Raw genomic sequence first — 18,975 nt, 5'->3', positions numbered from 1 at the left:
CGCCCAACCTGAAGGACAACCCCATGACCACCGACACCACCGCCGCCTCCGCCGCTGGCGCCGGCGCCAATCCCGTGCTGCCGCTGAACGACCAGAACCTGATCTGGATCGACCTCGAGATGACCGGCCTGTATCCGGACAAGGACCGCATCATCGAGATCGCCGTCGTCGTCACCGACGCCCAGCTGACGGTGCGCGTCGAAGGCCCGGTCTTCGCGGTCCACCAGTCCGACGCGATGCTCGACGGCATGGATGCCTGGAACAAGGGCACGCACGGCAAGAGCGGCCTGATCGACCGCGTCAAGGCCTCGACCATCAGTGAGGCCGATGCCGAACAGCAAGTCATCGATTTCCTGAAGGCCTACATCCCGGCGGGCAAGTCGCCGATGTGCGGCAACTCGATCTGCCAGGACCGCCGCTTCCTGGCCAACTACATGCCCAAGCTGGAAGACTTCTTCCACTACCGCAACCTGGACGTGTCGACGCTCAAGGAGCTGGCGCGCCGCTGGAAGCCTGCCGCGATGGAAGGCTTCAAGAAGGCCCAGAAGCACACCGCGATGGCCGACATCCACGAATCCATCGACGAACTGCTGCATTACCGCGAGCATTTCCTGAAGCTGGACTGAGTCTGGCTTCCGGCCCTCCGCCGCCCCGACCGTCGCCCCCTCCCGCTGTTGACGAGGAACGCGCCCCCGCGCGACTGAGACACCGATGGACACCCCGCGCCGCCCGCAGGACCTGTGGGCGGTTTTCGATTTCCCGCGCCATCCGCTGGCGCGCGAGGACGGAGAACGCCTGCGTGGCGCCTTCTTCGCCCCGCCGGCGGAGCGCCTGATCGCGCGCGATCCCGACCGCCTGCGCGCCGTGCTGCGCCTGGCGCATGCGGCGGCGCGCTCGGGCGCGTGGGTGCTGGGCGGCCTGCGATACGAGGCGGCGGGCGCGCTCGATGCGGTGCTGCGCACGCGCCCGGCGGGCGAGGCGCCGCTGGCGGAGTTCCACGTCTGGAATGAGGCTCCCGAAGCCTGGCCGGAGGACCTCGCCGCGCAGGGCGCGGCCTGCGCGCATCCGATGACGGCGTGGGCCGACACGCAGACCGAGCCCGACGAGCAGGCACAGGTCGAGCGCATCCGCGCGTACATCCGCGACGGCGATTGCTATCAGGTCAACCTCACGACCCGGCTGAGCGCCGAGGCGCTGGCCGGCTTCGACGAGGTCGCCCACTTCTTCGCGCTGCACGCGTCGCAGCCGGGCGGGTTCTCGATGTTCCTGCGGACCGGGCATCGACGCGGGGACAACGGCGACAGCAACGAGGGCGATGGCGGCGACGACCGCGGCGCCGTGGCCAGCGTCTCGCCGGAACTGTTCTTCGACTGGCGCCCGCTGCCCGAGACGCCGCAGGCCAGCCATACCTGGCTGCTGTCGGCGCAACCGATGAAGGGCACCGCGCCGCGCGGCCGCGACCGCGCTGGTGACGAGGCCGCGCAAGCCTACCTGCGCACCAGCGCCAAGGAGCGCGCCGAGAACCTCATGATCGTGGACCTGCTGCGCAACGACCTGTCGCGCGTCGCGGTGCCGGGCTCGGTGCGCGTGCCCAGGCTCTTCGAGCTGCACGCGCTGCCGACGGTCTGGCAGATGACGTCGACGATAGGCGCGGTCACGCGCGCGGGCCTCGCGCTGGACGACATCATGACCGCGCTGTTTCCCTGCGGCTCCATCACCGGCGCGCCGAAGAAGCGCGCGATGGAGATCATCGACGAGCTCGAGCCCGGTCCGCGCGGCTGGTACTGCGGGGCACTCGGGCTGCTGCAGCCGGGCGGGGCGGTGACCTTCAACGTACCGATCCGGACCGTGGAGCAGACCGTCGAACGGACCGTCGAGCGAACGGTGGATCGGACGGTTGATCGGGCAGGGCGCGCGCTGCGCTGCGGCGTCGGCAGCGGCATCACGCTGGACTCCCGTCCGGGCGACGAGATCGACGAGTGGCGCGCGAAGGCGCGGTTCCTGACGCGGGCCCAGGCGCCCATCGAGGCGCTGGAGACGATGCGGCTCGAGGACGGCGAGTTCGCCCGCGTCGGCCGGCACCTCGCGCGGATGCAGCGCACGGCGCGGCAATTCGGCCTGGCGTGGTCGGCGGACGCGGCGAAGACCTGCCTCGTCGACATCGCGCGGCGTCATCCGCGCGGCGCGTGGCGGGTCCGACTGACGCTCCTGCGCGACGGCACTTTCAATCATGCGGTGCAGGCCTTGCCCGCATCGCCGACGCCCGAACCGCTGATGGTGGCATTGGCGCGGACCCCGATCGATACGCGGGGACCGTCGGCGGAATTCATCCAGCACAAGACGACGCGGCGCGAGGTGTACCAGGCTTTCCTGGATGCCAAGCCGGCGGACTGTTTCGACGTGCTGCTGTTCAACCGGGACGGCGAGCTCACCGAAGGCTGCCTGACCAACCTCGCGCTGCAACGGGCGCCGGACGGGCCGTGGCTGACGCCGCGCGCCGAAGCCGGCCTGCTGCCCGGCACGCTGCGCGAGGAACTGCTGGAACAGGGCCGGCTGCGCGAGGCGCGGCTGACCCTGGACGATCTGCGGCGGGCGCATGCGCTCGCCATCTTCAACGGTGTCCGCGGCTGGCGTGAAGTGCAGCTGCGGCACGAGGACTCCCATGACGACGACTTCCCAACGACGCCGCCCGGCGGCGCGCAAGACCCGAGCGGTCGATGAGGCGGCCGTGTCGGCCGCGGCCGATGCCGTGGACGCGGTGATCGAACCCGCGGCCGATACCGTGGTCGATATCGCACCGGATGCCGCACCCGATGCGGTGGCCGATGCTGCACCCGTCCAAACGGATGTGGCACCGAAGCCCGCACGCAAGCGGACCGCCCGCGCAAAGGCGCCGGCAGCCCAAATTGTCGAGGTGCCAGACGAAATCGAAGCGCCTGAAGCGCCTGAAGCGCCGATCGTTGCTGTGGTGCCTGCGACCGAAGCGGTGGCCGAAGTCGATGCGCCGGCGCCGGCATCGAAGCGGCCGGCACGCAAGCGCGGTGCCGCGCCCAAGGCCGCGACGGTCGAGGAGACCGTCGTGGCCGAAGAGGCCCCCGTCCTCGCTGAGATTGCCGCGTCTGCGACCGAGGTCGTGACGGTCGGCGACGACGCCATCGCCGAGTCGGCCCCTGCCCGCAAGGGGCGGCGCAAGCCCAGGCCCGAGCCGGTCGTGGAGGAAGCGCCGCCGGAGCCGCCGCGCTTCACGCTCGGCGCGCGCGAGGACGACGGCGTGTTCGGCGATTACGAGCTGCGCGATGGCGAGACCGGCGGCACCTTCCACCTTCGCCTGCTGGGCCGCAACACCTGGCGCTGCGACTGCGCGGGTTATCGGGAGCAGGGCGCGTGCGAGCACGGCAGCCAGCTGCTGTCGCTGTTCGATGAAGGTCAGCAGGCGGCGCTCGACGCCGGCTGGCCGGCGCGCGAGGCGGAGGTCTGGCTGGTGCCGGGCGACGAGCGCGAACTGCAATGGGTCTGCGGTCGCGAGGTGCCCCGGCACTTGCGTGAGCAGGCGGGACTGGATGATCAACAGCGCCGCCGCGCCGAGGGCGGCCACGCCTGGCTGCAGCAGGTGCTGAGCGACGCCCGCGCGCTGGGCGTCGTGCTGCGCGTCGATGCGCCGGTGTGGCCGCAACTGGCCTGCGGGCGCGATGCGCAGGCGCGCGTCCAGCGCCTGGAGACGCTGATGGCGGACGGTGCCGCGATGCGCGCGCTGCTGCGCGACGAACTGCCCATCCACGCCTGGGAGTCCGCGTTGTTTGCCGTCTGCGCCGGCCGCGCGCTGATCTCCGACGACCTCGGGCTGGGCCAGCGGGGCGCGGCGATCGCCGCGATCCAGCTGTGGGCGACGCTCTTCGGCGTGAAGCCCGCCGTGGTCATCGCGCCGGAGTCCGCGCACGCGGCCTGGCAGCGCGACCTGACGCGCTGGCTGGGCGACGACGCGAAGTCGGTGGCCGTGGCCGCCACGCCGCCCGCGAAGCCCCAGGCCGCGCTGCTGATCGTCGATGGCATCGAATTGATGGACGCGGATCGCCTGGCCGCACTGCGTGCGCTGCCGGCCGCCCAGTTGCTGCTGATCGCGCACCAGGAGCCGCTCGCGGACGCGCGCCTGGGCGACTGGGTCGACTGGCTCGACGACATGCGCCGGGGCCCGTTGTCCGACCTGCGGGTGCTGCCGGACGACGCCGGCAAGAAGGTCAAGCGTGACGCGCTGGAGCCCGTGCTGCTGTCGCGCCGCAAGCGCGAGCTGGAGGATCGTCTGCCCGCTGCGCTGCTGTCGCCGATGTGGCTGGATGGCGCGGGATCGACTGGCGCCAGCCTGCCGGCCGCGCCGCTGAAGCAGCTCCGCCACCTGGTCGAGCGCTGGACCGCGCTGCGTTTCCTGTCGAGTGCCGAGCAGCAGCAGTTGCTGGAGGCGCTCACGCTGCTGCCGCCGGCCTCGCGCCAGGCGCTGGCTGCCAAGGCGGAGGCGGTGCTCGCATTGCGCCGCGAATGGATCCAGGTCGCGGCCGTTCCGGCTGCCGCGCGCCTGCTGATCTGCGCTCGTTCGGAGACGCTGCTCGACAGCCTGTCGATGTCGCCCCAGTTGCGCCGCCTGCCGCCGCAGCGGCTGCGTGCCGGCGATACGACCGAGGCGCGCGACGCGGCGCTCTCGGCCTGGCGCGGCGCTGAAGCCGGCGTGCTGCTGGCCAGCGACGACGCGCTCGGCAGTCTGGAGGAGGGCGCGCTCGCTGGCGACCGCGTCGCGATCGTCCATGCCGATCTGCCGTGGCAGCCCGCCGTGCTGTCGCACCGCGTGGAGGTGGCGTGCGGTGACGACGCCTGCGGCGTGCCGTCAGCCTTGTTGCTGATCGAAGACTCCCTGGATGCCGCCGTGCTGCGCGCGCAGCGTGACGGCCTGGCCTTCCCCGACTGGCTGGACGCCGCGCCCGCCTGGCTGGAGGGGCATCAGCTCGACGCGCTGATGGCCGTCCTGCCGAAGCTGCTGGAAGGGCTCTGACGTCCCGCGCCGGGGTTCTGGCCCCGGCCCCCCGGAACGGGAGGGCTGCCCGCAACGATGTGCTAGGTGAAAACCCCGAACGCTGTTATAGTCGTGGGCTTCACCGCTTCTGGCGGTGCTTCGTACGTCTCCTCTGACCTCTTGCAGACCGCTGCGCCGGGCATCCGAATGGACTCCCACGCAGGCTCCGGCGCTCCGCCGAAGCTGTTTCCCGCCACGGGGAGCGCGCACTGCATGCCCTCGGGTTCGGTCGGCGGCGATGCCGTCGCTTTGACTGTTCCCCGGCGCCTCACCAGGCCCTTCATGCCGACCACGGCGGTTGCTCTGCAATCGCGCCGCGCATGTGCCTTTCCTTCCTGGTGATCGACGCGAGCTTTCTCCCAGCGACATCACGGTTCTGCCGCGATCACATCGATCTTGCGCGGCGACCAGGCGCTCCGGCGCGGACTCCGTTTCGACGGCGTCGGCCCGGCTGCGTCCCTTTGGATTGCAAAGACACATGAGTTTCGACCACGACATGAACGCCGACGCCAAGACCCTGGACCAGAACAACACGACGAACGAGACGCTGGACGGCGAGCTCGACCAGGCGATCGAAGCCGGCGAACTCGGCGCCGACGCCGAGACCACCGGCACGCCGTTCTCGGCCCTGGGCCTGCACGACGCGCTGCTGCGCGCCGTCAAGGACTCCGGCTACGAGAACACCACCGAAGTGCAGGCGCAGGCGATCCCGCCGGCGCTCGACGGCAAGGACCTGATGGTCTCGTCGCGCACCGGTTCGGGCAAGACCGCCTCCTTCATCCTGCCCGCGCTGCAGCAGGTGCTGAACGCCCGCGCCGAACGCGCCGCCACCAACAACAAGACCCGCACCGTCGGCCCGCGCGTGCTGGTGCTGGCCCCCACCCGTGAACTGGCGATGCAGGTCGCCAAGTCCGCGATGACCTACGGCCGCCACATCCAGGGCCTGCGCGTGGCCACCGTGCTGGGCGGCATGCCCTACGCGCAGCAGCTGCGCGCGCTGAGCGGCCCGCTGGACGTCCTGATCGCCACCCCGGGCCGCCTGCTGGACCACATCAACAGCGGCCGCTGCAAGCTCGACAACGTGACGATGTTCGTCCTCGACGAAGCCGACCGCATGCTGGACATGGGCTTCATCGACGACATCAACTTCGTCGCCGAGCAGATCCCGGCCGAGCGCCAGACGCTGATGTACAGCGCGACCTTCGCCGGCAACACCGGCCGCCTGGCTTCGCAGCTGATGAAGGACCCGCAGCGCATCGACGTCTCGGGCCACACCGAGACGCACGCCAACATCGAGCAGCGCCTGCACTGGGCTGACAACGGCCAGCACAAGCGCAAGCTGCTCGAGCACATCCTGGGCCTGCGCGACGTCGACCAGGCGGTCGTCTTCACCAGCACCCAGCAGGACACCGAGTGGCTGGCCGAACAGCTGGAAGCCATCGGCCACCGCGTCGCCGCGCTGCACGGCGGCATGCCGCAGGGCAAGCGCACCCGCACGCTGATGGCCCTGCGCCGTCGCGACCTGCGCGTGCTGGTCGCCACCGACGTGGCCGCCCGCGGCATCGACGTGCCGACGATCTCGCACGTCATCAACTTCGGCCTGCCGATGAAGGCCGAGGACTACGTCCACCGCATCGGCCGCACCGGCCGTGCCGGCCGCTCCGGCCTGGCGGTGACGCTGGCCGAGCGCGGCGACATCTCGATGATCAAGCGCATCCAGCAGTTCACGACGCAGGCGATCCCCGTGTCGCGCATCGAAGGCCTGGAGCCGCGCAACGAAGAGCCGAAGATCTACCCGTCGCGTCCGGGCTTCGACCGCGGCGATCGCGGTGGTGACCGTGGCGGCTACGGTGGCAACCGCGGTGGCTATGGCGGCAACCGTGGCGGCTTCGGCGGCAACCGTCCGCAAGGCGGCTACCGTGGCAACGACAACCGCTTCGACAACAGCGCCCGCTTCGAGCGTCCGGAAGGCCAGAACCGTCCGCCGTTCGGCGAGCGCCGTGAAGGCGGTCAGGGTGGTTTCGGCGGCGGCCAGCGCTTCGAGCACCGCAACGAGCGCCCGCAAGGCGATCGTCCGTTCGGCGACCGCCCGCAAGGTGATCGCCCGCGTTTCGGTGACCGTCCGCAAGGCGGTTTCGGCGGCGCGCCGCGCAGCTACGGCGATCGTCCGCAGCGCGACTTCGGCGGCCCGCGTGAAGGTGGCAACGGCGGTGGCTTCGACCAGCGTCGTCCGGATCCGCGTTTCGACCGTTCGGCCGACAACAACGACCGCTACGCACCGCGCGCCGAGCGTCCGGCCTTCAACAAGGGTGACGACAACCGCTTCGAAGGCCGCCCGGCCAAGCCGGCGTTCAGCAAGGGTCCGCGTCCGCAAGGTGGCGACGACCGCGGCGACCGCGGTGGTTTCGTGCCGCGCAAGGGCCCGCGCAAGTTCTGAGCCTCGCGGCTCGGTGGCTGAGGGACGCTGAAGGATGCGCGTCGAGGGTCGGATCGTCCAGTGGGATGACGCGAAAGGCTACGGCTTCATCGCGCCGTCCGACGGCGGGCCGAAACGCTTCGCGCACATCAGCGCCTTCGGCCCGCGCGCCCGCCGACCCTTCGTCGGCGAACGCGTCGACTACGAGCCCGGAACCGATGCGCAGGGCAAGGCCCGCGCGCTGAAGGTCCGGAGCCTCGAACCCAAGCCGGCGCCCGCCGGCCCGGCCAGGCCCGCGCCGTCCCGGCGCGGCGCTTCCGCTTCCCCCGCTTCTGCTTCTTCCTCCCCCAAGACGTCGGCCGACACCGGCGCCTCGCTGTGGCTGGTGCCGGGCTTTGCCTCGCTGGTGCTGCTGACGCACCTGGCGTGGCCACTGCCGCGCGGCCTGTGGGGCGTCTACGTCGCGATGAGTTTCGCGACCTTCATCGTCTACGCGCTGGACAAGCGCGCGGCGCGGTTGGGCCAATGGCGCGTCAAGGAATCGACACTGCATGCGCTCGCGCTGCTGTGCGGCTGGCCCGGCGCGTTGCTGGCACAGCACTTGCTGCGGCACAAGAGCGCCAAGCCGACCTTCCGGCGGGTGTTCTGGTTGAGCGTCGCGCTCAACATCCTGGCCTTCGTCTGTCTTTTTACGCCGCTGCTGACGCCGTTCTTCTCGGGACTCTCCGACCACTGGAACGCGCGATCGGCCGGCTCATCCGTCTGATGCTGCAGTTGAAAGTGATTGGCACCGAGGACGTCCCGCACGTGCTCGCGTTGCAGGCCCAGTGCTACGGGCCCGAGTTCCTGGAAAGCGCCGAGGCCTTCGTGGCCAAGCTGAACGCGGCGCGCCATCTCCACTGTTCCTACCTGGCCATCGAGGCCGGCGAGCCGCTGGCCTACGTCGTCAGCCTGCCGGTCGACGACGGGCAGTTGCCGGCGCTCGACGCCCTGTCGATCACGCCGGCGCGCGCACCTCGCACGCTGTACTTGCATGACCTCGCGGTGTCGCCGGCGGGGCGTGCGAAGCGCCTGGGCCACAAGCTGGTGCAGCAGGTGGTGCATCGCGCCCAGGACATGGGCCTCGCACAGGTCGCGCTGGTGGCTGTGCAGGGCTCGCGCGCCTACTGGGAACGCCACGGCTTCTCCGACGCCGAAGCGCCGCTGAGCGCCGCGCTCATCGGGAAACTCGCCAGCTTCGGCACCGGGGCAACCCTGATGCGCAGGTCCCTGACACCCGTGTGACGGCGGGCCGGGAAGGGCGCTCCGAGGGGCGATAATCCGGCGCTATGACAGTGACCCCGGGAGGCGTGGACGACGTGCTGCGCGACGATCTCCCCGAACCCTCTTTCGAAGACCATTTCCGCGAAGGTCAGCTCCCGCAGGACTCGCTCCTGTGGTGGCAGCTGGAACGCAACGAGGCCCTGCTGGGCGCGCAGCGCGCGCTGTTCCACGGCCCGGCCACGCTGGTGCGGCTGCGCGTGTGGGTGTTCATCGAGCTGATGAGCCTGCCGCAGTCGCGGCTCTCGCGCGACGACCTGAACCGCCACTTCCACGTGCTGCGCGACGAGGCGCTGGAGCTCGTGCTCAAGCGCCTGCGCGACGCGCAGCTGCTGGCCTGGGACGCGTCCAACCAGCAGTACGGCGTGACGCCGCTGGCGCAGCAGCTGATGGCCATGGTCTCGCCGCTGACGCAGGGGCAGGTCGCGGACGAGGACGGCGACCTCGCCGGCCTGCTGGCCAACGTGGCCGGCGCGCAGCAGCTCGGCACGCTGGAGCCCGCGCAGCTGCAGCATCTGCTGGCGCAGCTCTCGCGGCTCTACAACGAGTTCGCCGACGCGATCGCGTCCGGCTCCGAATTCCATCTGCGCCGCGCGCGCATGCGTTTCGAGCGCGCGCTCAAGCTGGTCGAACGCGCCAGCGAGGCGCTGTCCGCGATCATCCGCCAGGCGGAGGACGACGGGAACGCGCGCCTGGAGCGGCTCGCGCGCGAGCTCGGCCTGGCGCAGGCGCGGCTGCTCGCGATGGCGAGCCAGTTCAACCGCGCGCTGCAGCAGGCCGACCGCCAGCGCGTCACGCTGGGCTCCACCGGCATCACGACGACCGACGTGCGGCGCTGGCTGCAGGAAGTCCCGTTCCTGGAGAACCTCGCGCTGGGCGCGCTGTCGCGGCCGGTGCATCCGGTCTTCGTCGCGCAGCACGAGCTGCTGGACGGCTGCGAGGCCGAGTTCGAACGCGACCGCCCGGTCCCGCCGACGCCCGAGCCCCTGCCCAGCGGCCTGGCCGCGCCGGAAGGCGAGCTCGCCGTGATGAGCCTGCCGCCCGAGATGAACCAGCTGCAGGCGCTGCTGGGCCTGTGGACCGGCGACAGCGTGCAGACCAACGACCTGCGTCCGGCCGTGCTGGGCGGCAGCTACGCGCGCGCCGCGTACCGCGCGCAGCTGCTGCCGCTGCTCGGCGACGTGCAGGCGCAGCATCTGGCCGGCGCGACCGGCGACATGGCGCGCCAGCCGTGGCGCGTGCGCTGGTCCGCGCAGCAGGGCGAGATCGACGACGAGTACGTCCGCTGGATGAGCCAGGGCGTGCTGCATTCGACCGAGGTCGAGCCGCCGGTCGAGCCCGAGCCCGAACCCAAGTGGCGCCCGCCCGAGCCGCCGGCGCCCAAGCGCGGTCGTCGCAAGGCCGCCGCCGCAATCGCTGATGCATCCGCCGATGCGCCTGCGCAAGCCCTGACCCCCGACGCCGCGGCCGATGCCGCCGTGGCGACTCCTGATATCCCCGCATCGATCGCCGACGCGACGCCGTCTCCGGACGCGCCGAACGCCGCGGACATCGACGCCGACACGCCTCCCCAGGCTTCCCAGGCATGAGCACTCAACTCGACGACGCCGCCCAACTGGCGGCTCAACTGCTGGCGCGCCGCTGGCTGCCGCGCAACCAGCCGCTGGTGCGGCGCGCGCTGATCGACCAGGAGCTCTGGCGTGCCGTCAACGAGCGCGTGGCCGCCGTCGGCCTGCGCGTCGTGGACAACGTCTACGCCGACCACATCACGCTGGCGATGCTGCGTCCGGCCGAGGTCGCCGTGTTCGGCGAGACCGGCCTGGCCTCCAACAACAACCTCGACCTGCCGCGCGACGGCGTCGCGCTGCTGGTGGTCGTGTGGTCGCTGATCGTGCTGCCCAAGCGCCAGCGCCAGCTCGCGCGCGCCGAGGAGGCCGCCGAAGGGCAGGGCGAGATGTTCTCCAAGGACAAGCCGCTGCCCAGCGCCGCGAGCAGCGCGCCCACGCTGTCCTACCGCAGCCTGCTGGCCGACTTCGGCAACCAGCTGGGCAAGAAGATGCGGCTGGACTCCAACCTCAAGCTGCTCGAGCGCCAGGGCTTCATCACCCGCAAGGGCGAGGACATCTGCGAAGGCCCGCTGCTGGACCTGCTGCTCGATTACGACACGCTGGCGCCGCGCATCCTGGACGGCGCGCTGGCCGACGTGCTCGCGCGCAGCACCGACGGCGAAGCCGGTCCGATGCTCACCGCCATCCTGGCCGCCCGCCACAACGAAGAATCCGATCTGAGCGACGCCTGATGTTTCACCTGCAATCCCTGGAACTGCTGCACTGGGACTACTGCCGCCGCGTCTCGATGCCGCTGGACGGCAACATCATCACCATCGCCGGGCCCAACGGCTCGGGCAAGACGACGCTGCTCGACGCGATGCGCACGCTGCTGGGGCTGGAGTGCTCCGGCGGCCGGACCTACAAGACCTACGCCCGGCACGCCAACGCCGAGCACGCGTGGCTGCGCGCGCTGGTGGACAACCGCCCGCGCAACCGCCAGAACAGCAGCCGGCCGTTCGCCAGCTCGCTGCTGTATTCGGACCAGGTGACGCTGGCCTGCCGCATCTCGCGCCAGGGCGGCGACTGGGTGCGCCGCTACACGCTGGTCGACGGCGTGCAGGAGATCGAGGAGCTCGACACCAAGGCCGACAAGGACTGGCTCGGCATCGAAGCCTGGAAGAAGCGCCTGGAGGCCGCCGGCCTGACGCGCGCGATCGGTCGCGTGCTCGCGCTGGAGCAGGGCCAGACGGACCGCCTCTGCGAGCTGTCGTCCAAGGAGCTGCTGCGCCTGGTGTTCGAGGTGTTCGGCGACCAGGAAGTGCTGGACCGCTACGAGCTGGCGCGCAATCACCAGCAGCAGTTGCTGAAGGAAGTCGACCAGTCGACGCATGAGCTGTCGCACGCGCAGGCGCAGCTGTCGGACCTGGCCAACCGCGTCAACAGCTACCAGCAGTACCAGCTGCGGCTGAAGGAGCGCGAGCGGCTCGCGACCGAGGTCGTGCCCGTGCTGCAGTGGAGCGAGCAGCGCCAGCGCACTGCGCAGCAACTGCGCGAGCTGCATCGCCAGCGGCTCTTCGCCCGCTCCGACGAGCGCGGCATCAGCGACAAGCGCGCGCATCTGCTGGCGTTGTTCAAGGCGCAGGAGGCGGCCAAGGACAAGCTGTCCGACCTGGAGACGCAGCGCAAGGAAGCGCGCCAGGCCTTCGAGGCCGCGCGCGACGGCGAGCGCCCGATGGAGCAGCTCGCCAAGCGCGAGGAGGACCTGAAGGCGCTCGCCGCCGTCGAGACCGACGGCGCCGCGCTGACCGCGAAGCTGGAGGAGCTCGGCACGCGCCAGCACCAGCTGCGCGAGAGCTTCACGCGCCAGAACGATCAGCAACGCAAGGCGCAGGCGGCGATGGACGAGCTGACCGGACAGCGGCTGCCGCCGCCGCCGGTCGAGGTCACGCGCTTCCGCAAGGCGCTGGACGAGGCCGGCATCGCGCACCATGTGCTGGCCGACGCGATCGACATCGCCGACGACCAGTGGCGCGCCGCGGCCGAAGGTTTCCTGCGGCCGTCGCGCTGGGTCGTGGTCCTCGCGCATTCGAGCGATGAAGGCCAGGCCTACCGCCTCGCCTCGCGCGAGCGCTACCGGCACTACGTCGTTGCCGACGGCGAGTTCGCGCCGACGGTGTGCCCGAAGGACAGCCTGATGTCCGTGCTCAGGTTCAACGCGAAGGCGCCGGGCTGGTTGCTGCGTCAGCTGGCGTCGATCCGGTGCGTCGCCGACACCGACAAGGGCGCGCAGTCCGGCGGCGAGTGGATCACGCCGGAGGCCTACTACCGTGACGGCCGCGGCGGTCGCAGCCTGTGGGTCGAGCCGCGCGAATACCAGTTCGGCGATTCCGCGCTGGACACGCGCCGGGCCTCGCTGGACAAGGAACTGACGCGCTACGACCTGGAGCTGTCCAAGCTCGCCAAGGAGCAGCTCGAGATCGAGCGCCAGCTGAAGGACGCGCAGCGCGCGGCGCAAGGCCATAAGGCGGCGCAGGAACTGGTGGAGCGCTCCGAGGAATTCGCCGAGGCGCGCGCCCGCCTGCCGGGCCTGCGACAGTCGCGGATCGAGGCGGCGACGCGCATGGGCGCGCTCGACCAGGAGCACGACCGCACGGTCGCCGCGTCGACGCGCACCGAGCGCGACTACGAAGGCGCACAGGCCAGCCTGAAGGCGAGCGAGGACAACGTCTCGCGCTCCGAGCGCGACTGGGCGACGCGTCGCGCCGACCTGATCGCGACGGCGAAGGCCTCGCACGAGGCCCGCGCGAAGTTCCCCGCGATCTGGCTGCATCCGATGCGGCTGAACGCGCTGCGCGACGAATTCGAGAACGCCAAGCAGGCGGAGATCGCCTCGCGCCATGTGCAGCAGGAGCTGGACACCGGCGTGTGGGAGACCGACGTCGCCGTGCAGGAGCGCCATGCGCGCATGCAGATGGCGGTGCTGGAGCAGACCACGCAGCTCGACGACCGCCGCGCGAGCAACGAGATGGCGCGCATCGCCGCGTTCAACGCGCGCGAGCGCTACATCGACGTGTTGCGGGCGACCGTGCGGCGCTACAAGAAGAATGTGCAGGAGCTGGGCGAGCTGGCCGGCGTGCACGCACAGGCCGAGCTGCCGCACCTGGACAACGACGACACGGTGCTGGCGCAGGCCGGGCTGCACGTGAAGTTCAACTTCGACGGCAAGGGCGAAGTCGGCATGAACGACGGCGAGGCCTCGGGCGGGCAGCAGGTGCTCAAGAGCCTGATCCTGCTGGTGGGGCTGATGAAGGACGACGACGCGCCCGGCGGCTTCGTCTTCATCGACGAGCCCTTCGCCCACTTGGACGTGCGCAACATCCAGCTGGTCGGTCACTTCCTGAAGAGCACGCGGGCGCAGTACCTGCTGACGACGCCGATCACGCACAACGTCGAGGTCTTCGAGCCCTCGGAGATCACGCTGGTCACCAGCAAGAAGCCCCGCGGCGAGCGCTGGGCGCCGCCGATCGCGGTGCTGGCGCGGCGGCCGGAGAAGTCGATCTACGACTGATCCTCGATGGCCGTCGGCCACGCTCGACCCCTGAAAGCCGCGCTGATGCGCGGCTTTTCTCTTGCGGAACGTGGTGGTGGCGATCCCCCATCGGAGGGGCGACTTCAGAGTGAGACGCGATCGGGCAAGGACTGGCACTCAGGGCGCGTGTGATCGCAATGCGAGGACCGACGCATGATGAATGCCGTCTATCTGATCGAAGGCTTTCAACGTTGGATGCGCAAGCAGGCGCTGGAAAGACGGCGACCTGTGCCGCGCTGTGGTCGAAATGGAACGCGGGCTCATCGATGCAAACCTCGGTAGTGGACTCGTGAAGAAGCGGATTGGACGATCCGGTGCAGGCAAACGCGAGGGCTATCGCGTGATGGTCGCCCGACGGGGCGACGGGCCGTGGTTCTTCATCGAGGGCTATGCCAAGAACGAGCGGGAGAACGTCGAGATCGATTCGCTCAGGATCATTCGACGTCACGCAAAGTCGGTGATGACGATGTCTGCCAGGGAGCGAGATGCTGCGGTGAAGCAGGGAACTTTGAAGGAGGTGACGTGTGATGCGTAAACGAAAGTCGGCGTTGGTGGAACGGCTGCTTGACGAGGGACGTCAGTGGCATCGGGCGGGGTGGATCAGCGACGAAGACCGTCGCGGATACGAGATCGACGGCATGCAGATGCCCGATCCGTTGCTCCCTCACGAGGTGCGGGCCATCCGAGAGCGGGAGAGTCTTGAGCTGCCGCATTTCGCGCTGCTGATCGCGACGACGCCACGGCGGCTGCGACGTTGGGAGCAAGGCTTCGGCCGTCCCCATGGGCCGGCACTGCGCCTGCTGCATCTCGTCCGCGATCGCGGGCTCCACGCCATCTTCCTGCCGGCGGAGCTTCAATGAGCCCTGCGAATGCCGTCTATCTGGTCGGGGGCTTCCAGCGCTGGATGCGCAAGCGGGCGCTGGAAAGACAGTGACTTGTGTCGGGCCGTGGCCGAGATGTCACTGGGTCTGATCGACGCCAGTCTCGGCAGTGGGCTCTTGAAGAAGCGGATTGCCCGGCACGGTGCTGGAAAGAGCGGCGGGTACCGCGTGCTGGTCGCCTATCGCGGCGGCGGCCCGTGGTTCTTCATCGAGGGATATGCGAAGGGCGCATTGTCAGATGTGCCTCCCAAGCGGCTCAGGGCTGTCCGCGACTTGGCGGGCATGCTGCTCGACATGACGGACGATCAACTGTCCGACGACTTGCGCGTTGGACTTCTCAAAGAGGTGAGGTGTGATGCGTAAACGGAAGAGCCAAGCCATCGTGCTCATGCAGCAGATGGTGCGTCGATGGCACGCGAAGGGCGCGGTGAATGATGAGCGAGCGCGTCATTTCGAGTGGGTCAGCATGCAGCCGCCGGAGCCGCTTCTGCCCCAGGAGGTTTGGGCGATTCGCGAGAGCGAAGACCTCGAGATCGATACGTTCGCAGACATGCTCAACACCTCTCCCCGTCAGTTGCGGCGCTGGGAGCAGGGACTCAGCAAACCGCAGGGGACGGTCTTGCGACTCTTGCGAATCATGCATGAACGCGGCCTCCGGGCCGTCTTCTGATCGCCAATGGCAACGGCCCGGGCATGCCCGGGCCTGTCGCATGAATCCGCGCAGATGCGCGCGGCGGGCAGGCTACTTGAGCCCGCCGCTCAGGAACGCCTTCAGACGCTCGCTCTGCGGCTTGGCCAGCACCTCGCGCGGATTGCCTTGCTCTTCCACGCGACCCTGGTGCAGGAACATCGTGTGCGACGACACCTCGCGCGCAAAACCCATCTCGTGGGTCACGACGATCATCGTGCGGCCTTCCGCCGCCAGGTCGCGCATCACCTTCAGCACTTCGCCGACCAGCTCCGGATCCAGCGCCGAGGTCGGTTCGTCGAAGAGCATCACCTCCGGCTCCACCGCCAGCGCGCGGGCGATCGCCACGCGCTGCGCCTCGCCGCCCGACAGTTGCGCCGGATAGACGTCCTTGCGGTGCGACACGCCGACACGCGCCAGCAGCGCCTCGGCCTTCTCGATGGCCTGCGCACGGGACTGCTTGAGCACGTGGATGGGGGCCTCGATGACGTTCTCCAGCACCGTGCGGTGGCCCCACAGGTTGAAGTTCTGGAACACCATCGCCAGCCGTGCGCGCCAGCGCTGCAGCTGCGCCGCGTCGGCGGACTTCAGGCTGCCGTCGCGGTCGCGGACGAGCTTGAGCTCTTCGGTGCCCAGCTTCAGCGTGCCCTCGAAAGGCTGCTCCAGCAGGTTCAGGCAGCGCAGGAAGGTGCTCTTGCCCGAGCCGCTCGATCCGATCAGCGTGATCACGTCGCCCGGCTTCGCGGCCAGGGACACGCCCTTGAGCACTTCGCGCTCGCCGTAGCGTTTGTGGAGGTTGTCGACAACAAGACTGGCCGCGGACATCAACGGGCTCCCAATAGTTTTCCGGTGCGGGTCGCTTCGCGGCCCGCGACTTTCGCGACCCGCGCCCCGGCCGTGACCAGGCGCAGCGTGTCGCGTGCAAACAGCAGCCCGTCGGTGGGGCTCTTCAGGTCGGTCACCGATCCGCTGATCGGATCGATGACCTGGGCGATCACGTCGCCTTCGCGGACCGTCTCGCCGACCTCGCGCAGGAAGGTCAGCACGCCGCCGACCGGCGAGGGAACCGGGATCGATCCCGCCAGCGGGCGCGCGTCGCCGACCGGTGCCGGCACTGGCGGCGTCGCGCCGTCCGGTGCGTCGGAGGCGATCACGCCGCGGTGCATCAGGAAATCCACGATCGCCTGCGCATCCTTGGCCGCCAGGTCGTGGTGCACGTCCTGCTGGCCGCGCAGCTCGACCGTCACCGACAGGCAGGCCTGCGGGATCGGGAACCGGTCGCCGAAGTGCTTCGCCCACTTCCACCAGACCTGCGAGCAGGCCTCGTCGAAGGGGTTGTCGCCCGAGTCCGTCGCCAGCAGCGTCACGCCGGCGCCGAGGAAGGCGGCCAGCGGCTCGCATTGCGGCCAGCACGGCGTCTCGGTGTACAGGTGCATCACCGCCTGGGCGTCGCAGTGCAGGTCCAGCACCACGTCCGCGTCGCAGGCCAGCAGCATCAGCGTCTTGCGCAGCGCCTTGAGCTCGGTGTCGGCCGGCGAGGCCTGGACCTCGGTCTTCAGCGCGGCGCGCAGCACCGCGACGTTGCGTGCCGGGTCGTCGCCCAGCCGAGGTTCGGCGTGGCGCGCGGCGGCCTCGATGTGTTCCGGGTAGTGGCGGTTGAAGTTCTCGCCTGACAGGCCTTCGAAACGGCCCAGGTGCGATTGCAGCCACCACTGCGAGAGTCCGATCGGATTGGCCATCGGCACCAGGATCACCTCGCCGCGCAGGCGGCCGGCGGCCTCCAGCGTATCGAGGTGGCGGCGCAGGTGCCAGGCGGTGAGCATGCCCGGCAGTTCGTCGGCGTGCAGCGAGGCCTGGATGTAGACCTTCTGGCCCTGGCCGGGCTGGCCGTAGTGCAGCGAGACGAGCTCGCGCTGCGTGCCCGGCGTGGGACTCGGGAGCGGGTGTTGTCGGAGTTGCATGGGAATGTCCGGTTCGGCGCCGCGCGGGCGCGGCGGCAGGGGAGCTTCAGCGGGACGTCAGCGTGGCATGAGCGGCTTCAGCCAGCGCTTCTCCGCCTGATGGAAGAGGCCGACCAGCACCAGCGTCATCGCGAAGTAGAAGATCGCGGCGGTGATGAAGGCCTCGAACGGGATGTAGTAGGTGGCGTTGATGTCGCGGGCGATGCCGGTGATGTCCATGATGGTCACGACGCTGGCCAGCGCCGTGCCGTGCAGCATGAAGATGACCTCGTTGCTGTAGGCCGGCAGCGCGCGGCGCAGCGCATGCGGCAGCACGATGCGGCGCAGCATGACCCAGCGGCTCATGCCGAGCGACTTCGCGGCCTCGACCTCGCCGTGCGGCAGCGAACGGATCGAGCCGGCGACGATCTCCGTCGTGTACGCGCCGGTGTTGAGCACGAAGGTCAGGCAGGCGCAGAACCAGGCCGAGCTGAACAGCGGCCACAGCGCGCTCTGCTGCATCCATTCGAACTGGCCCAGCCCGTAGTAGATGAGGAAGAGCTGCACCAGCATCGGCGTGCCGCGGAACACGTAGGTGTAGGCCCACACCGTGCGCGACAGCCACTTGATGGGCAGCGTGCGCAGCACGCCGAGCGGGATGGCCAGGGCCAGGCCGATCAGCAGCGACACGATCAGCAGCTCGAAGGTGACGACCGCGCCCTCGAGGTAGCGCGGGAAGTTCTCGACGATGGCGTCCAGGTTCATGGGAACTCGTGATTACAGCGAATGGCGACGCACGCCGATGGACAGGCGCTTCTGCAGCTGGTCGAAGACCAGCTCGGACACAGAGGTGAAGAGCAGGTAGATCAGCGCCACGGCCAGGTAGAAGACGAAGGGCTCGCGGGTGCCGGCGGCGGCCTGCGAGCCGCGCATCATCAGGTCGTGCAGCCCGATGACCGACACGATGGCGGTGCTCTTGATCAGCACCAGCCAGTTGTTGGACAGCCCTGGCAGCGCATGCCGGAACATCTGCGGGAAGGTGATGCGCCACGCGACCTGCGCGGGGCTCATGCCGAAGGCCAGGCCCGCCTCGCGCTGTCCCGGCGGCACGGCCAGGAAGGCGCCGCGGAAGGCCTCGGTCAGATAGGCGCCGAAGATGAACGCGATCGTCGCCACGCCGGCGACGAAGGGGTTGATGTCGATGTACTCGTCGTGTCCGAGCGACGCCGCGATCGCGTTCACCGCGACCTGTCCGCCGAAGAAGATCAGCAGCATCAGCACCAGGTCGGGCACGCCGCGGATCAGCGTCGTGTAGAGCGTCGCGAGGCCCTTGGCGACGCGGAATTTCGACAGCTTGGCCATCGCGCCGATCAGCCCCAGCGCCATGGCCAGCGCCATCGAGCTGAGGGCCACGCCCAGGGTCAGGACAGCGCCCTCGAGCAGGCTGGGCAGATAACCGTGCAGGAACATTCGACGGACCTTGTTCGTTCAGAAGGAAAGGGCCCGGCGGTGCCGGGCCCGATGCGCCGGGA

General features: G+C 69.8%; 16 protein-coding genes and 1 pseudogene. 13 read left to right on the top strand and 4 right to left on the bottom strand.

Going from position 1 to position 18,975, the window contains the following annotated elements; all coding sequences use genetic code 11:
• The first annotated feature begins 23 nt into the window (after positions 1 to 23).
• From orn to ACQ859_RS22355, 13 genes and pseudogenes are all read left to right on the top strand, one after another.
• Positions 24 to 626, top strand: coding sequence for an oligoribonuclease (orn, locus tag ACQ859_RS22415; RefSeq protein ID WP_431262827.1), 603 nt, complete (start codon positions 24 to 26; stop codon positions 624 to 626).
• 85 nt (positions 627 to 711) lie between these two features.
• Entirely contained in the window at positions 712 to 2,721 is a 2,010-nt protein-coding gene (locus ACQ859_RS22410; RefSeq protein WP_431262826.1) for a chorismate-binding protein, read from the top strand.
• Positions 2,663 to 5,038, top strand: a complete 2,376-nt coding sequence (locus tag ACQ859_RS22405; protein ID WP_431262825.1) for a hypothetical protein — start codon at positions 2,663 to 2,665, stop codon at positions 5,036 to 5,038. The genes ACQ859_RS22410 and ACQ859_RS22405 overlap by 59 nt, the downstream gene beginning before the upstream one ends.
• 499 nt (positions 5,039 to 5,537) lie before the next feature.
• Positions 5,538 to 7,496, top strand: a complete 1,959-nt coding sequence (locus ACQ859_RS22400) for a DEAD/DEAH box helicase (protein ID WP_431262824.1) — start codon at positions 5,538 to 5,540, stop codon at positions 7,494 to 7,496.
• A 34-nt stretch (positions 7,497 to 7,530) separates the two neighbouring features.
• Positions 7,531 to 8,241 carry a DUF1294 domain-containing protein gene (locus tag ACQ859_RS22395; protein WP_431262823.1) on the top strand — a complete coding sequence of 237 codons (711 nt, stop codon included), beginning with the start codon at positions 7,531 to 7,533 and terminating at the stop codon, positions 8,239 to 8,241.
• Complete coding sequence (locus ACQ859_RS22390) at positions 8,241 to 8,759, top strand: GNAT family N-acetyltransferase (protein WP_431262822.1); 519 nt, start codon at positions 8,241 to 8,243, stop codon at positions 8,757 to 8,759. Before ACQ859_RS22395 ends, ACQ859_RS22390 begins: the two co-directional genes overlap by 1 nt.
• 44 nt (positions 8,760 to 8,803) lie before the next feature.
• Complete coding sequence (locus tag ACQ859_RS22385) at positions 8,804 to 10,384, top strand: hypothetical protein (RefSeq protein ID WP_431262821.1); 1,581 nt, start codon at positions 8,804 to 8,806, stop codon at positions 10,382 to 10,384.
• The gene (locus ACQ859_RS22380) at positions 10,381 to 11,094 is read left to right on the top strand and encodes a hypothetical protein (RefSeq protein ID WP_431052065.1); all 714 of its coding nucleotides are present in this window, start codon (positions 10,381 to 10,383) and stop codon (positions 11,092 to 11,094) included. The genes ACQ859_RS22385 and ACQ859_RS22380 overlap by 4 nt, the downstream gene beginning before the upstream one ends.
• A complete protein-coding gene (locus ACQ859_RS22375) occupies positions 11,094 to 13,913 on the top strand; it encodes an ATP-binding protein (RefSeq protein WP_431262820.1) in 2,820 nt (939 codons plus the stop codon). Before ACQ859_RS22380 ends, ACQ859_RS22375 begins: the two co-directional genes overlap by 1 nt.
• A 232-nt stretch (positions 13,914 to 14,145) precedes the next feature.
• Positions 14,146 to 14,469, top strand: a pseudogene (locus tag ACQ859_RS22370) (type II toxin-antitoxin system RelE/ParE family toxin); the annotation flags it as partial.
• The gene (locus tag ACQ859_RS22365) at positions 14,462 to 14,794 is read left to right on the top strand and encodes a helix-turn-helix domain-containing protein (RefSeq protein ID WP_431262819.1); all 333 of its coding nucleotides are present in this window, start codon (positions 14,462 to 14,464) and stop codon (positions 14,792 to 14,794) included. The pseudogene ACQ859_RS22370 and the gene ACQ859_RS22365, both read left to right, overlap by 8 nt.
• 9 nt (positions 14,795 to 14,803) lie before the next feature.
• Positions 14,804 to 15,178, top strand: a complete 375-nt coding sequence (locus tag ACQ859_RS22360) for a type II toxin-antitoxin system RelE/ParE family toxin (protein ID WP_431262818.1) — start codon at positions 14,804 to 14,806, stop codon at positions 15,176 to 15,178.
• A 25-nt stretch (positions 15,179 to 15,203) separates the two neighbouring features.
• Entirely contained in the window at positions 15,204 to 15,485 is a 282-nt protein-coding gene (locus ACQ859_RS22355; RefSeq protein ID WP_431262817.1) for a helix-turn-helix domain-containing protein, read from the top strand.
• 72 nt (positions 15,486 to 15,557) lie between these two features.
• Here ACQ859_RS22355 and ACQ859_RS22350 read toward each other — a convergent pair whose 3' ends face one another.
• The 4 genes from ACQ859_RS22350 to ACQ859_RS22335 are packed head-to-tail and all read right to left on the bottom strand — an operon-like array spanning position 15,558 to position 18,913.
• On the bottom strand, positions 15,558 to 16,328 hold the full coding sequence (locus ACQ859_RS22350; RefSeq protein ID WP_431262816.1) for an ABC transporter ATP-binding protein: 771 nt from the start codon (positions 16,326 to 16,328) through the stop codon (positions 15,558 to 15,560).
• Entirely contained in the window at positions 16,328 to 17,464 is a 1,137-nt protein-coding gene (locus ACQ859_RS22345; RefSeq protein ID WP_431262815.1) for a succinylglutamate desuccinylase, read from the bottom strand. Before ACQ859_RS22345 ends, ACQ859_RS22350 begins: the two co-directional genes overlap by 1 nt.
• 57 nt (positions 17,465 to 17,521) lie before the next feature.
• On the bottom strand, positions 17,522 to 18,208 hold the full coding sequence (locus tag ACQ859_RS22340; RefSeq protein WP_431262814.1) for an ABC transporter permease: 687 nt from the start codon (positions 18,206 to 18,208) through the stop codon (positions 17,522 to 17,524).
• 12 nt (positions 18,209 to 18,220) lie between these two features.
• Positions 18,221 to 18,913, bottom strand: coding sequence for an ABC transporter permease (locus ACQ859_RS22335; RefSeq protein WP_431262813.1), 693 nt, complete (start codon positions 18,911 to 18,913; stop codon positions 18,221 to 18,223).
• Positions 18,914 to 18,975: the final 62 nt, after the last annotated feature.

This window comes from Roseateles chitinivorans (assembly GCF_050632235.1).
GTDB lineage: Bacteria > Pseudomonadota > Gammaproteobacteria > Burkholderiales > Burkholderiaceae_C > Roseateles > Roseateles chitinivorans_A.
Note: the sequence above shows the minus strand (reverse complement) of the source record. Positions and strands in the feature narration are given on the sequence as shown.

Bases quoted from the DNA above. Each gene is read 5' to 3' on its own strand.
- orn (WP_431262827.1), top strand. From the start codon at position 24: ATGACCACCGACACCACCGCCGCCTCCGCCGCTGGCGCCGGCGCCAAT.
- ACQ859_RS22410 (WP_431262826.1), top strand. From the start codon at position 712: ATGGACACCCCGCGCCGCCCGCAGGACCTGTGGGCGGTTTTCGATTTC.
- ACQ859_RS22405 (WP_431262825.1), top strand. From the start codon at position 2,663: ATGACGACGACTTCCCAACGACGCCGCCCGGCGGCGCGCAAGACCCGA.
- ACQ859_RS22400 (WP_431262824.1), top strand. From the start codon at position 5,538: ATGAGTTTCGACCACGACATGAACGCCGACGCCAAGACCCTGGACCAG.
- ACQ859_RS22395 (WP_431262823.1), top strand. From the start codon at position 7,531: ATGCGCGTCGAGGGTCGGATCGTCCAGTGGGATGACGCGAAAGGCTAC.
- ACQ859_RS22390 (WP_431262822.1), top strand. From the start codon at position 8,241: ATGCTGCAGTTGAAAGTGATTGGCACCGAGGACGTCCCGCACGTGCTC.
- ACQ859_RS22385 (WP_431262821.1), top strand. From the start codon at position 8,804: ATGACAGTGACCCCGGGAGGCGTGGACGACGTGCTGCGCGACGATCTC.
- ACQ859_RS22380 (WP_431052065.1), top strand. From the start codon at position 10,381: ATGAGCACTCAACTCGACGACGCCGCCCAACTGGCGGCTCAACTGCTG.
- ACQ859_RS22375 (WP_431262820.1), top strand. From the start codon at position 11,094: ATGTTTCACCTGCAATCCCTGGAACTGCTGCACTGGGACTACTGCCGC.
- ACQ859_RS22365 (WP_431262819.1), top strand. From the start codon at position 14,462: ATGCGTAAACGAAAGTCGGCGTTGGTGGAACGGCTGCTTGACGAGGGA.
- ACQ859_RS22360 (WP_431262818.1), top strand. From the start codon at position 14,804: ATGCCGTCTATCTGGTCGGGGGCTTCCAGCGCTGGATGCGCAAGCGGG.
- ACQ859_RS22355 (WP_431262817.1), top strand. From the start codon at position 15,204: ATGCAGCAGATGGTGCGTCGATGGCACGCGAAGGGCGCGGTGAATGAT.
- ACQ859_RS22350 (WP_431262816.1), bottom strand. From the start codon at position 16,328: ATGTCCGCGGCCAGTCTTGTTGTCGACAACCTCCACAAACGCTACGGC.
- ACQ859_RS22345 (WP_431262815.1), bottom strand. From the start codon at position 17,464: ATGCAACTCCGACAACACCCGCTCCCGAGTCCCACGCCGGGCACGCAG.
- ACQ859_RS22340 (WP_431262814.1), bottom strand. From the start codon at position 18,208: ATGAACCTGGACGCCATCGTCGAGAACTTCCCGCGCTACCTCGAGGGC.
- ACQ859_RS22335 (WP_431262813.1), bottom strand. From the start codon at position 18,913: ATGTTCCTGCACGGTTATCTGCCCAGCCTGCTCGAGGGCGCTGTCCTG.